The sequence below is a fragment of the Halopseudomonas sp. SMJS2 genome, assembly GCF_029866945.1.
Taxonomy (GTDB): domain Bacteria; phylum Pseudomonadota; class Gammaproteobacteria; order Pseudomonadales; family Pseudomonadaceae; genus Halopseudomonas; species Halopseudomonas bauzanensis.
Genome location: NZ_CP123445.1, coordinates 2,527,638 through 2,540,788, shown reverse-complemented (window position 1 = coordinate 2,540,788; position 13,151 = coordinate 2,527,638). Strand labels below are relative to the sequence as shown.

The 13,151-nt window shown below is 59.5% G+C and carries 16 protein-coding genes and 1 tRNA gene; 14 read left to right on the top strand and 3 right to left on the bottom strand.

Going from position 1 to position 13,151, the window contains the following annotated elements; genetic code table 11:
• Positions 1–3: 3 nt before the first annotated feature.
• Positions 4–591, bottom strand: a complete 588-nt coding sequence (locus QAO71_RS12015; RefSeq protein ID WP_280164520.1) for a cold-shock protein — start codon at positions 589–591, stop codon at positions 4–6.
• A gap of 144 nt (positions 592–735) precedes the next feature.
• Positions 736–1,206, bottom strand: a complete 471-nt coding sequence (locus QAO71_RS12010; protein ID WP_074777923.1) for a Dps family protein — start codon at positions 1,204–1,206, stop codon at positions 736–738.
• 245 nt (positions 1,207–1,451) lie between these two features.
• Between QAO71_RS12010 and aspS the strand changes: the two genes are divergently transcribed.
• The 13 genes from aspS (at position 1,452) to QAO71_RS11945 (ending at position 12,036) form a co-directional block, all read left to right on the top strand.
• Positions 1,452–3,227 (top strand): aspartate--tRNA ligase, encoded by a 1,776-nt coding sequence (gene aspS, locus QAO71_RS12005; RefSeq protein WP_036988594.1) that lies wholly within the window; start codon positions 1,452–1,454, stop codon positions 3,225–3,227.
• A 174-nt stretch (positions 3,228–3,401) separates the two neighbouring features.
• Entirely contained in the window at positions 3,402–4,148 is a 747-nt protein-coding gene (locus tag QAO71_RS12000; protein WP_036988595.1) for a YebC/PmpR family DNA-binding transcriptional regulator, read from the top strand.
• Between the two features lie 69 nt (positions 4,149–4,217).
• A complete protein-coding gene (gene ruvC, locus QAO71_RS11995; RefSeq protein ID WP_036988596.1) occupies positions 4,218–4,748 on the top strand; it encodes a crossover junction endodeoxyribonuclease RuvC in 531 nt (176 codons plus the stop codon).
• Between the two features lie 11 nt (positions 4,749–4,759).
• Positions 4,760–5,365 carry a Holliday junction branch migration protein RuvA gene (gene ruvA / locus QAO71_RS11990; RefSeq protein ID WP_074777926.1) on the top strand — a complete coding sequence of 202 codons (606 nt, stop codon included), beginning with the start codon at positions 4,760–4,762 and terminating at the stop codon, positions 5,363–5,365.
• A 44-nt stretch (positions 5,366–5,409) separates the two neighbouring features.
• Positions 5,410–6,453, top strand: a complete 1,044-nt coding sequence (gene ruvB, locus QAO71_RS11985) for a Holliday junction branch migration DNA helicase RuvB (protein WP_136868955.1) — start codon at positions 5,410–5,412, stop codon at positions 6,451–6,453.
• An 87-nt stretch (positions 6,454–6,540) separates the two neighbouring features.
• Positions 6,541–7,014 carry a tol-pal system-associated acyl-CoA thioesterase gene (ybgC, locus tag QAO71_RS11980; RefSeq protein ID WP_051610702.1) on the top strand — a complete coding sequence of 158 codons (474 nt, stop codon included), beginning with the start codon at positions 6,541–6,543 and terminating at the stop codon, positions 7,012–7,014.
• A 4-nt stretch (positions 7,015–7,018) separates the two neighbouring features.
• On the top strand, positions 7,019–7,693 hold the full coding sequence (gene tolQ / locus QAO71_RS11975; protein WP_036988599.1) for a protein TolQ: 675 nt from the start codon (positions 7,019–7,021) through the stop codon (positions 7,691–7,693).
• 2 nt (positions 7,694–7,695) lie between these two features.
• Complete coding sequence (gene tolR, locus QAO71_RS11970) at positions 7,696–8,142, top strand: protein TolR (RefSeq protein WP_036988600.1); 447 nt, start codon at positions 7,696–7,698, stop codon at positions 8,140–8,142.
• 14 nt (positions 8,143–8,156) lie between these two features.
• Entirely contained in the window at positions 8,157–9,173 is a 1,017-nt protein-coding gene (tolA, locus tag QAO71_RS11965; RefSeq protein ID WP_280165682.1) for a cell envelope integrity protein TolA, read from the top strand.
• Positions 9,174–9,208: 35 nt separating this feature from the next.
• Positions 9,209–10,471 (top strand): Tol-Pal system beta propeller repeat protein TolB, encoded by a 1,263-nt coding sequence (tolB, locus tag QAO71_RS11960; RefSeq protein WP_235818243.1) that lies wholly within the window; start codon positions 9,209–9,211, stop codon positions 10,469–10,471.
• Positions 10,472–10,515: 44 nt separating this feature from the next.
• A complete protein-coding gene (gene pal, locus QAO71_RS11955; RefSeq protein ID WP_036990021.1) occupies positions 10,516–11,022 on the top strand; it encodes a peptidoglycan-associated lipoprotein Pal in 507 nt (168 codons plus the stop codon).
• Positions 11,023–11,030: 8 nt separating this feature from the next.
• Complete coding sequence (ybgF, locus tag QAO71_RS11950) at positions 11,031–11,849, top strand: tol-pal system protein YbgF (protein ID WP_280164519.1); 819 nt, start codon at positions 11,031–11,033, stop codon at positions 11,847–11,849.
• A gap of 111 nt (positions 11,850–11,960) precedes the next feature.
• Positions 11,961–12,036, top strand: a tRNA-Lys gene (locus QAO71_RS11945).
• A 31-nt stretch (positions 12,037–12,067) separates the two neighbouring features.
• Here the strand turns inward: QAO71_RS11945 and QAO71_RS11940 are convergent.
• Positions 12,068–12,523: a hemerythrin domain-containing protein gene (locus QAO71_RS11940; RefSeq protein WP_280164518.1), complete on the bottom strand. Its 456-nt coding sequence runs from the start codon at positions 12,521–12,523 to the stop codon at positions 12,068–12,070.
• A gap of 163 nt (positions 12,524–12,686) precedes the next feature.
• On the opposite strand from QAO71_RS11940, the gene QAO71_RS11935 reads away from it, so the two are divergent.
• Positions 12,687–13,148: a PA2169 family four-helix-bundle protein gene (locus tag QAO71_RS11935; protein WP_280164517.1), complete on the top strand. Its 462-nt coding sequence runs from the start codon at positions 12,687–12,689 to the stop codon at positions 13,146–13,148.
• Positions 13,149–13,151 lie beyond the last annotated feature (3 nt).

The following is a 13,151-nucleotide window of genomic DNA, read 5'->3' as shown; positions in this document are numbered from 1 at the left end:
GTCTCAATCCAGCGGCTCGACATCCTCAGCCTGCAGACCCTTCTCGCGCTGGGCTACGATGAACTCCACGCGTTGACCCTCCAGCAGAACCCGATGCCCCTCGCCACGGATGGCGCGAAAGTGCACAAAGACGTCTTCGCCTTGATCCCGGGAGATGAAGCCGAAGCCTTTGCTGGTGTTGAACCATTTGACCGTGCCCATTTCACGCGGACCGGTGTTGGTGCGTCTTGCGCCACTGGAGAGCATCGCGGTCAGTGTGAGTACAGCGAACAGGCAGACAGCGGCCACGCTGATGCCTACTGCCAGGGTCAATAGGGTGGCGGCGGCTGGGTTGGCCAGCACGCTGACCAATGGAATCAGCGCGCCGATCAGCAGTAGTACCGAACCCACTACCGCCAGGGCGTTGCGCGCCGGCGAGCGGCTGCGGTTGCCATTGCTGAATTGTTGAATGTTGATGAGGCCCAGCAGCAGGGCGGTGATTGCCGAGAGATCAATGAGACCCTGCTGGCTGAAAAAAGGCATGCTGTAGTACAGGCCGGACAGCAATGCTGCCAGACCGACGATCAAGTGAAGATAACGGATATTGTTCAAAACGATTCATCCTATTGCAACTGTGGCTATGAAGGCCGGCGATAGGCCGGGTGCGCACTCTAACCCGAAACGCGTGCAGCCACAAAGAGGATAGGAGAGGGGGCGGGAGAAGCGGAGCGGGCGCAGCCCACCCCGCCTCGGCTGTTACTTTTCCAGCAGGCTGCGCAGCATCCAGGCGGTCTTTTCATGGGCTTGCATGCGCTGGGTCAGCAGGTCGGCGCTGGGCTCGTCGCTGGCCTTCTCACAGGCGGGGAAGGCCTCGCGCGCGGTACGGGCGCAGGCTTCCTGACCTTCCACCAGCAGGCGGATCATGTCGGAGGCATCCGGCACGCCATCCTCTTCCTTGATCGAGCTCAGCTCGGCGAAGGCCTTGTAGGTGCCCGGTGCCGGGAAGCCCAGGGTGCGGATACGTTCGGCAATCTCGTCGACCGCGGTCGCCAGCTCGGTGTACTGGGTCTCGAACATGGTGTGCAGGGTCTGGAACATCGGACCTTTGACGTTCCAGTGGAAGTTGTGGGTTTTCAGATACAGGGTGTAGGTATCCGCCAACAGATGGGATAGACCTTTGGCGATTTGTTCCCGATCCTTCTGGTTGATACCGATATCAATCTTCATTTTGATCTCCAGGGTTGCAGCGGAAAATGTTCACCCAGTATATGCCGTAGCAGCCCTTGCTCAAGCCCTGTTTGCTAATGGTCGGCATTGGCAGCGGCTATGGGAGATGGACATTGCGCCGGCAACGCTCGCCTGGGACAGGTGACATCGGGTATATTATGGCGCTTTTATCTATCCGCGCTGACGGATGACCAAGGTGCTTGGTCAGGACGCAGCCGCTCTGTCGAAAACAGGATTCCACACACATGATGCGTACCCACTATTGCGGCCAGTTGAACGAAACGCTGGCGGACCAGGAAGTGACACTCTGCGGTTGGGTTCACCGCCGCCGTGACCATGGTGGGGTGATTTTTCTCGATATTCGTGATCGCGAAGGTCTGGCCCAGGTGGTGTTCGACCCGGACCGTGAGGATACCTTCGCGTTAGCTGATCGGGTGCGCAGCGAGTATGTGGTCAAGGTGCGTGGCAAGGTACGCCCGCGCCCGGCCGGTGCGGTCAACCCGAACATGGCCTCCGGCGCCATCGAGGTGCTGGGCTATGAGTTGGAAGTGCTGAATCAGGCCGATACCCCACCATTCCCGCTGGACGAATATTCCGACGTTGGCGAGGAGACCCGCCTGCGTTACCGCTTCATCGACCTGCGCCGTCCGGAAATGGCCGCCAAGCTGAAGCTGCGCTCGCGTATCACCAGCAGCATCCGCCGCTATCTGGACGACAACGGCTTCCTGGATGTGGAAACGCCGATCCTGACCCGTGCTACGCCGGAAGGCGCTCGCGACTATCTGGTGCCGAGCCGCACCCATCCCGGCAATTTCTTCGCCCTGCCGCAATCGCCCCAGCTGTTCAAGCAATTGCTGATGGTGGCCGGTTTTGATCGCTACTATCAGATCGCCAAGTGCTTCCGTGACGAAGATCTGCGTGCCGACCGCCAGCCGGAATTTACCCAGATCGACATCGAGACCAGCTTCCTCGATGAAAAGGACATCATGGGGCTGACCGAAGGCATGATCCGCGGTCTGTTCAAAGAAGTGCTGGACCTGGATCTGGGCGAGTTCCCGCACATGACCTTCGAAGAAGCCATGCGCCGCTACGGTTCGGACAAGCCGGATCTGCGCATCCCGCTGGAACTGGTAGATGTTGCTGACCAACTGACTGAAGTCGACTTCAAGGTGTTCAGTGGCCCGGCCAATGATTCCAAGGGCCGCGTTGCCGCGCTGCGCGTACCGGGCGGCGCCGCCATGCCGCGCAAGCAGATCGACGACTACACCAAGTTCGTCGGTATCTACGGCGCCAAGGGCCTGGCCTACATCAAGGTCAACGAGCGCGCCAAGGGCGTCGAGGGTCTGCAATCGCCGATCGTCAAGTTCATCCCCGAGGACAATCTCAACGTCATTCTGGATCGTGTTGGCGCGGTAGATGGTGACATCGTGTTCTTCGGTGCCGACAAGGCGAAGATCGTCTCCGAGGCGCTGGGCGCGCTGCGTATTCGTCTGGGGCATGACCTGGAGCTGCTCACCTGCGAATGGGCACCGCTGTGGGTAGTGGATTTCCCGATGTTCGAAGAGAACGACGATGGCAGCCTGAGCGCGCTGCATCACCCGTTCACCGCGCCGAAATGCTCGCCGGAAGAGCTGCAGGCCAATCCGGGGGCGGCGTTGTCCCGTGCCTACGACATGGTGCTCAATGGCACCGAACTGGGTGGCGGCTCCATTCGTATCCACCGCAAGGAAATGCAGCAGGTGGTGTTCGATATTCTGGGTATCAGCGCCGATGAGCAGCAGGAGAAGTTCGGCTTCCTGCTTGATGCGCTGAAATACGGTGCGCCGCCGCATGGTGGTCTGGCCTTCGGTCTGGACCGTCTGGTGATGCTGGTAACTGGTGCGCAATCGATCCGTGAAGTGATTGCCTTCCCGAAAACCCAGAGTGCCGCCTGTGTCATGACCCAGGCCCCGGGTGCGGTAGATGCCAAAGCGTTGCGCGAACTGAGCATCCGCCTGCGTGAGCAACCGAAGGTCGAGTAAGCTGCTCGCTGCTACAGTCTGGCGGGCTTATAGGAGGCTTGCAGCAGATTGGTGGGAGCGGCCTTGGCCGCGAAGGTTTTGGCCTGCCTCTTCGCGGGCAAGCCCGCTCCCACAAAGTTCAGGTGGCGTGGTGCGCTGCTCAATACAGGTTTTGAAGTAAGTACGGAGGATTTCATGGCTGGTCATTCCAAGTGGGCGAATATCAAGCATCGCAAGGCGGCGCAGGACGCCAAACGCGGCAAGATCTTCACCAAGCTGATTCGTGAGCTGACGGTGGCGGCCAAGTTGGGTGGCCCGGTGCCGGCAGACAATCCGCGGTTGCGCGCTGCGGTGGACAAGGCGCTGACCGCCAACATGACCCGCGACACCATCGACCGTGCCATCGCCCGCGGTGCCGGCAGTAACGATGCCGATAATATGGAAGAGCTGACCTATGAAGGTTACGGCTCCGGTGGCGTGGCGGTGCTGGTCGAGGTCATGACCGACAACCGTAATCGCACCGTCAGCGAAGTGCGCCATGCCTTCAGCAAGTGCGGTGGCAATCTGGGTACCGACGGCTCGGTCGCGTATCTGTTTACCCGCCGTGGCCAGATCAGCTACGCGCCGGGCATCGATGAAGATGGGCTAATGGAAGCGGCGCTGGAAGCCGGCGCCGAGGATGTGGTCGGCAATGATGACGGTTCTTTCGATGTGTTTACCGCATTCGAGGATTTCGGCGCGGTGAAGGATGCGCTGGACACGGCGGGATTTGCCAGCGAGGCAGCGGAAATCAGCATGATTCCCTCGACTACCACGCCGCTGGACCTGGAAACGGCGCAGAAGGTTATCCGGCTGGTCGACATGCTCGAAGACCTGGATGATGTGCAGAACGTCTACTCCAACGCCGAGATCTCGGATGACGTGCTGGAGCAGATGGAATAATCGAGGACTTCTCGATAAAAGGGAGGCGTTGCCTCCCTTTTTCTTGTCACCCCCAGGAAGGTGGATAACATGGCATTGATTCTCGGCATCGACCCCGGCTCGCGGATTACCGGCTTCGGTATCGTCCGTGAGGGGCGCAATGGCTGCGAATATGTCACCTCCGGTTGCATCCGCCTGGGTGACGGGCCGTTTCCCGAGCGCCTGAAGCAGATCTTCGACAGTCTCGGTGAGCTGATCGGCAACTATCGACCGGAGGTGCTGAGCATCGAGCAGGTATTCATGGCCCGCAACCCCGATTCTGCCCTCAAGCTGGGCCAGGCCCGTGGCGCGGCAATCGTCGCGGCGGTACACGCCGGGTTGGAAGTGCACGAATATACCGCGCGCCAGGTAAAGCAGGCGGTGGTGGGTACTGGCGCTGCGGACAAGGCCCAGGTGCAGCATATGGTTACCCAGCTGCTGGGGCTGTCCGGTACGCCCCAGGCCGACGCCGCTGATGCCCTGGCTATCGCGCTGTGTCATGCTCACTCCAGGGTCCTCAAGGAACAGGTGGGCGGCGGTGGGTTGCTGGGATTGCGCAATGGCCGCATGCGGCGTCGCTAAGGAGTAGAGAGATGATAGGTCGGCTTACAGGTGTTCTGCTGGAGAAACAGCCGCCGCACATGCTGCTGGATGTGAACGGTGTGGGTTATGAGGTGGATTCGCCCATGAGTACCTTCTATCGCCTGCCGGCAATCGGTGAGAAAACTACCCTGCATACGCACCTGGTGGTACGCGAGGATGCCCAATTGCTGTATGGCTTCGCCGAAAAGCGCGACCGCGAACTGTTCCGCGAGTTGATCCGGCTCAACGGGGTGGGTCCGAAGCTGGCGCTGGCGCTGATGTCCGGGCTGGAGGTGGATGAGCTGATCGGTGCCGTGCATGCGGAAGACGCCACTGCGTTGACCCGCGTACCGGGCGTCGGCAAGAAGACCGCCGAGCGGCTTCTGGTCGAGCTCAAGGGTAGGTTCAAAGCCTGGGAAAGCCTGCCCGGCGGGACCGCCCCGCTGGCTGCCGGCAGTACCGCTGCGATGCCAGCCTCCGGCACTGCGGACGCGGTCAGCGCGCTGATCGCGCTGGGCTACAAACCCCAGGAAGCCAGTCGTGCGGTGGCCAACATCAAGGAAGATGGACTCAGCAGTGAAGAGTTGATTCGCCGTGCCCTCAAGGGCATGGTTTAATTCCCGTATTGATCACCCGTCAATCGAAGCACCACGGAAGCCCCATGCTGGAAGAAGACCGTTTGATCGCTGCCGTACCTCGGCAGCAGGAAGAAATCATTGATCGGGCCATCCGCCCATATCGACTGGCTGATTACATCGGTCAGCCGGCGGTGCGCGAGCAGATGGAGCTGTTCATGGCGGCCGCCAGGGGGCGTAGCGAGGCGCTGGATCATGTGCTGATCTTTGGTCCGCCGGGCTTGGGCAAGACCACGCTGGCCAACATTATCGCCCAGGAAATGGGGGTGAAGATCAAGAGTACCTCCGGGCCGGTACTGGAGCGGGCGGGCGATCTGGCGGCAATGTTGACCAGCCTGGAAGCCGGCGATGTGTTGTTTGTTGATGAGATTCACCGCCTGTCCCCGGTAGTCGAAGAGATTCTCTACCCGGCAATGGAGGACTATCAGCTCGACATCATGATCGGCGAAGGGCCTGCGGCGCGCTCGATCAAGCTCGATCTGCCGCCTTTCACCCTGGTCGGTGCCACTACTCGTGCCGGTATGCTGACCAATCCGCTGCGTGACCGCTTCGGTATCGTCCAGCGCCTGGAGTTCTATGGGACCGAGGACCTGGCCACCATCGTTTCCCGTTCCGCTGGCATCCTGGGTCTGAAAATCCATCCTGAAGGCGCCTTCGAGATCGCCCGGCGCTCCCGTGGCACCCCACGAATTGCCAATCGCCTGCTGCGCCGGGTGCGCGATTATGCTGAAGTGCGGGGGCAGGGCAGCATCAGCCAGGACATCGCTGACAAGGCGCTGGACCTGCTCGATGTGGATGCCCAGGGCTTCGACCATATGGACCGCCGGCTGCTGCTGGCGATGATCGACAAGTTCGATGGCGGGCCAGTGGGTATCGACAGCCTGGCCGCGGCCATCAGTGAGGAGCGGCATACCATCGAGGACGTGCTTGAACCCTTCCTGATCCAGCAGGGCTTCATTATGCGCACACCGCGCGGGCGGGTGGTCACGCGCCACGCCTATCTGCATTTCGGCATGAATCTGCCTGTGGCGATGGAACAGCAGCCCGATCGGGATCTGTTCAGCCAGTGACCCTTTATCGCACGACGGTCCCCGGATAAAAATATTTTCAATTTGGAGGCAAACCCGCTATGCAAACCACCGACTTGGCTCTACATTATGTCGCCTGACATTCCCGGGTCTGTCCAGACCCCAGGGCAGCCGTTCGAGCTCAGAGCCCGTGTCTACTTTGAGGACACCGATGCCGGCGGCATTGTTTATTACGTCAATTATCTGAAGTTCATGGAGCGCGCCCGCACCGAGCTGGTCCGTTCCCTGGGGTTTGATCAAAGCGCGCTGCAACGCGAAAACATCATCTTTGTCGTCCATTCGGTAGCTGCCCGTTATCATGCACCGGCGTGCCTGGACGATGAACTTGTGATCAGTGCTGCTGTCTTGGAACTCAAGCGTGCAAGTGTCCGCTTCGCTCAGCAGGTTCGGCGAGCGGATGGCAAGTTGTTGTGTGAAGGGGAAGTGTTGGTGGCCTGCGTCAGCGCCGATCGCTACAAGCCCAGAATGATTCCTGCTGCCCTGGGCGCCGCCTTCGGGACGCGACAAAGCAGCCAAGAAGGAGAAGTGGATAGTGCAACCTGATCAAATGTCGATGTGGCACCTGATAAGCGGTGCCAGTGTATTGGTACAGCTGGTGATGCTCACCCTGCTGGCGGCGTCTATCGCCTCCTGGGTGCTGATCTTCCAGCGTAGCGCTGTATTGCGTGCGGCGAAGAAGACGCTGGATGATTTCGAGGACCGGTTCTGGTCCGGCATCGACCTGTCCAAATTGTATCGCCAGGTTACCGGAAATCCTGATCCTGACTCGGGCCTGGAGCAGATCTTCCGCGCCGGTTTCAAGGAATTCTCGCGCATGCGCCAGCAGCCGGGTGTGGACCCCGAAGCCGTGATGGACGCCGTGCAGCGCTCCATGCGCGTGGCCATTTCCCGCGAGGAGGAGCGGCTCGATCAACACCTGCCATTCCTGGCTACCGTCGGCTCCACCAGTCCTTACATTGGTCTGTTCGGTACCGTCTGGGGGATCATGAACTCTTTCCGCGGTCTGGCCACAGTGCAGCAGGCGACGCTGGCGACCGTGGCGCCGGGTATTGCCGAAGCGCTGATCGCGACGGCGATCGGTCTGTTCGCGGCGATCCCTGCAGTCATCGCCTATAACCGCTTCTCGGCCCGCTCGGAAACCCTGATCGGTCACTACTACACCTTTGCCGATGAGTTCTCCAGCATCCTGCATCGCCGCGTGCATGCCAGCGAAGGGGAGTGAGCATGCAACCCAGAGGCAGACGGCAGAAACGCAAACCAGTAGCCGAGATGAACGTCGTGCCCTATATCGACGTGATGCTGGTGCTGCTGGTGATCTTCATGGTGACCGCGCCCATGCTCAACCAGGGGGTGAAGGTCGACCTGCCGCAGGTATCCAGCGAGATTCTGCCCTCCGACGCCAACCAGCAGGTATTGACCCTGTCGGTACTGGCTGACGGCACCTACTACTGGAACCTGGGCGAAACCGTGGATACCGAAAATCAGACTGACAGCGCCGTCTCGCTGGAGGAAATGACCGACGGTGTGACCAAGATCATGAACGCACGGCCGGACACCCTGGTTTACATCCGGGGCGACCGTGACGTGAATTACGGCGTCGTCGTCACTGCCATGGCATCGCTGCAACAAGCTGGCGTACCCAATGTCGGCCTGATTACCGAGGCACCGTGAGTAACCGCGACCGTATGCCGGAACCCGGTCAGGAGCGTTTCACTGCCTCCATTATCAAGGCGGTGGGGCTGCACCTGCTGGTATTGATCTTGCTGTTCGTGTCCTTCAGTTCGGCGCCGGAATTCGAGCCGGCCAAACCGATCGTGCAGGCCACCCTGGTGCAGCTGAACTCGAAAAGTCCGGCGACCACCCAGACCGACCAGAAGATTGCCGGCGAAGCCGAACGCACTGCTGCCCAGCGCCACGAAGCGGAAGAGTTGCAGCGCGAGCAGCAGCAACAGCAGGAGGCGCAGGAAGCGGCCCAGCGCGCGGCAGCAGAACAGCGCCAGGCTGCGGCGGCAGCCGCCAAGGCCGCGGAAGAACAGGCTGCTGAGGAACGTCAGCAGGCTGAGCGGGTCGAACAACAGAAGGCTGAGGAGGCCAAACGCAAGGCTGACGCGGCGAAGAAACTGGCTGAGGAAGAAGCGGCCAAGCAGAAAGCGGCCGAGGAAGCAGCCAAACGCAAAGCGGCTGAAGATGCGAAAAAGGCCGAGGAGGCTAAACGCAAGGCCGCGGAAGACGCCAAGCGCAAGGCCGAAGCCGAGGCAGCGGCCAAGCAGGCGGGGGCCGACCGGGTCGCCAAGCTCAAGCGTGAGCAGGAAGAAGCCAAAGCGAAGGCGCTGGCAGAGCTGTTGGCGTCCGAGACACAATATCAACAGGCGCAGGCTGATCAGTTTGGTGATGAGGTGGCAGCCAGCTACGATGATGTGATCCGACGTTATGTGAGTGAGCAGTGGCGTCGCCCGCCGACCGCACGTAACGGCATGGTGGTTGAGGTGCGAATCAGTATGTTGCCATCGGGTGACATCACCGATGTGGTGGTAGTGCGCTCCAGCGGCGATGCGGGCTTCGATCAATCGGCGGTGCAGGCTGTGCGGAACGTGGGCCGTATCCCGGAAATGCAGCAGCTGTCCCGGGAAAGTCCGTCGACCTTCGATCGTATGTACAGACAGCGTACCTTACGCTTCAAACCAGAGGATTTGGCATTTTGATGAAAACCATGAAGTACTGGCTGACATGTGCCGCCATGTTGCTCCTGGCCCAGTTTGCACTGGCGCAGGACGCCATCGAAATCACCCGTGGCAGCGACCGGGCCACGCCCATCGCGGTCGTTCCTTTTGGTTGGCAGGGCGGAGCGCCGCTGGCCGAGGATCTCGCCGAGATCACCGGCAATAATCTGCGCAATTCCGGTATGTTCACGCCTTTCGATCGGGCAAACATGCTGAGCCACCCGACCCGTGCCGAGGAAATCTTTCCCCGTGACTGGAAGATGCTGGGCGTCGAGTATGTATTGGCCGGCGAGGTAACCAGTACCGGCGCGGGGTATCAGGCTCAATATCACCTGTACAACGTGGCACGGGAGCAGGTGCTGCTGTCGCGCACCGTGAGTGGCAGCGAGAGCCAGCTGCGCGACATGGCACACAAGATCAGCGATGAGGTATTCGAGCACATCACCGGCATCAAGGGCGCATTCAGCACCAAGTTGCTGTACGTGGCGGCGGAGCGCTTCTCGGCTGACAACACCCGTTATACCTTGCAGCGCTCGGATTATGACGGTGCCCGCGCCGTCACCCTGCTGCAGTCGCGTGAGCCGATCCTGACACCCTCCTATGCGCCGGACGGGCAGCGCATCGCCTATGTCTCGTTCGAATCCCGGCGTCCGGAAATTTTCGTGCATTACATCCAGACCGGGCGGCGCGAACGCATCACCAGTTTTGAAGGGCTCAACGGTGCGCCAGCCTGGTCGCCGGATGGCAAGCGCCTCGCATTCGTGCTGTCACGTGACGGCAACCCGGAAATCTACGTCATGGATCTGGCAAGTAAGCAGATGCGCCGGGTAACCAATCACTATGGGATTGACACCGAGCCAGCCTGGCTCGATGACAACACCCTGGTGTTCACCTCCGATCGTGGAGGGCGGCCGCAGATCTATAAGCAGGGTCTGAATAATGGAAATACGGAACGCCTAACGTTCGTGGGCAACTATAATGCCAATGCCAAGCTATCGGTTGATGGCCGGACCATGGTCATGGTTCACCGGCAGGACGGCTACAGGAATTTTCATATTGCCACCCAGGATCTGGAACGCGGCAACTTGAAAGTATTAACAGAAACGTCGTTGGATGAGTCGCCTACTGTCGCACCTAACGGCACTATGTTAATTTACGCTACCCGTCAACAGGGACGGGGTGTACTTATGCTGGTTTCGACCAATGGTCGTGCGCGCTCGGAGATTCCGACGAAGTTCACAGACCTGCGCGTGCCATCATGGTCCCCATACCTGCCATAGGGTATACCAACACTAAACCAAACGGGGTTTATCAGGAGTCTATGATGGAAGTTATCAAGTTCGGCAAGTTTGCAGCTCTGGTTGTCGCTTTCGGCGTTGTGGTTGGCTGTTCTTCCAAGGGCGGTGATGCTGCCGGCACCGGCGCGGTCGATCCGAATGCTGGTTATGACAGCTCCACTTCTTCTTCGGCGGGTGCCGGTAGCGTCAGCAGCGAAGAAGCTGCTCTGCGCGCCATCACCACTTTCTACTTCGAGTTCGACAGCTCTGAGCTGAAGCCCGAAGCCATGCGCGCCCTGGACGTACACTCCAAGGATCTCAAGGCGCAGGGTAACCGCGTAGTGCTGGAAGGCCACACCGATGAGCGTGGTACTCGTGAGTACAACATGGCTCTGGGTGAGCGTCGTGCAGCCGCCGTTCAGCGCTACCTGGTTCTGCAGGGCGTTTCTCCCGCTCAGTTGGAGCTGGTCTCCTACGGCGAAGAGAAAGCTGCTGTGACTGGCACTGGCGAAGAAGCCTGGGCCCAGAACCGTCGCGTAGAACTGCGTAAGTAAGAGGTCGCATGAAAGGGTATCAGGGATTAGCGCTGGGTTTTCTGCTGTTGCCGGTCGCGGCCATGGCTCAGGTTCCGGTAATGGAAGGCAGCTCGGGCGGCAACGCACCGAGCTACCAAACGCAGGCCCCATCGCTGCCCGATACCCGATCGTCCTCGGCTGGCCTCTCGGTAGAGGGCCAGCTCATGCAGCAGCTGTATCAGATGCAGCAGGAAGTCTCCATGCTGCGTGGCCTGCTCGAAGAGCAGGAGCATCGATTGAAGAAACTGGAAAAGGATCAGCTTGATCGATATCAGGATATCGACCGGCGACTTTCCGCAATTTCCGCAGGTTCGCCCGTGCCGTCAGGTTCGAGCGGACCCGCCAATGGCAATAACCTGCCGCCGGTAACCCCGGCCACCCCCGGGTCGACCTCCGACACCGCGCCCCAGGCGCCGGCCGAAGCCGATCCGGCGCGCGAGAAGCTGCTTTACGAGGCGGCCTTCGATCAGGTCAAGGCGCGTGACTTCGAAAAGGCCGAGATGGCCTTCAGCGCTTTCCTGCGCCGCTATCCCAACAGTGACTACGCCGGTAATGCGCAATACTGGCTGGGGGAGGTCTATCTGGTCCAGGCGGACCTGGAGTCGGCCGGCCAGGCGTTCGCCAAGGTTATCAGCCAGTACGCCGGTCATCGTAAGGAAGCTGATGCGCTCTACAAGCTGGCCGAAGTGGAACGCCGTATGGGGAATTCCAGCAAGGCAGCGCAGCTGTATCAGGAAGTCTTGACCAAGCACCCGAATGCCTCTGCGGCACAGTTGGCGCGCCGCGAGCTGAACAACCTGCAATAGAATGTCTTACGGACAAGAAAAAACGGTGTGCAACGATCAGGCACACCGCAAATTTATTCAAAAAAATTCTTGAGTTTCGGTGATAAATCAGTAAGATATCGCGCATCCAAAGGGTCGTTAGCTCAGTTGGTAGAGCAGTTGGCTTTTAACCAATTGGTCGTAGGTTCGAATCCTACACGACCCACCATTTCCTGGATGTTCTGATTGCCTGGCGCTGCTCAGGCTGCCTTCTTCAGATTGTTTTTCTTCTCCTCCATCTGCTTTCCCAATGTCTCCAGTTGCTCTTTACTCATCAGCTTGGCAGCATCGGTGAACATCTCCTGCTCTTCCTCTTCGATGTGATGCTCCAGCAACTCCTTCAGCACCTTGATCCGCCCCGAGAATTCGACGCTACCTGGCTCGGTGTTCAGCAGGTCCGGTAATACCAGCGCCTCCACAGCCCGATGTTCTTCCTTGGCTTCGTGATACATCTTCAACTCATCTTTCGCTCCTGCCTCCTTGAAAGCAGGGTAGAAGTCTTCTTCTTCGATGGTGGTGTGGATGGTCAGCTCGAGCTTGATTTTCTGCAATAGCTCCTCGCGTTTCTTGACGGCACGCTCGGTGGTGGCGCTGATCTCTTCCAGCAGTTGCTTGACCGTTTCGTGGTCCGCTTTCAACAGCTCTATGGCATTCATTTTTCATTATCCTCGTCAGGGTGGTACCCATGAAGTTGGATGATTGGCGGCTGCGGCTGTTCAGATTATTTGCATCGTCGACCGTCGGTGAAATCAGGTTGAACCGGCTCCGCATGAGCAAGGTCACTTGTATACCACTCAGCGTAAGAGCAGGAGTTGATTCATGAATGCCATTGATTCTAAAGAAGTGATTTCCACCCTGAATGATCTGATCGAAACCAGCAAGGATGGCGAGGAGGGCTTTCGCACCTGTGCTGAGGATATCAAGCGCCCGGAGCTGAAAAGCTTGTTCAGTGAGCGCGCGGCTGAATGTGCCAAGGCCGCTCAGGAGCTGCAGGCGATAGTGATTCGCCTGGGCGGCGACCCGGAGGACAGCACTAGTGTCAGCGGCGATCTCCATCGGCGCTGGGTCGATCTGAAGTCGCTGGTCACCGGCAAGGATGATGAGGCAATCCTCAACGAATGCGAGCGTGGCGAGGACGTTGCCAAGAGAAGCTATCGCAAGGCGCTCGATAAAGCGTTGCCGGAGGATATTCGCCAAGTGGTCCAGCGCCAATATGACGGCGTGCTGCGTAACCACGACCAGGTGAAAATGCTGCGTGATGCTGAGCGGGCTCGCAGTTAAGCC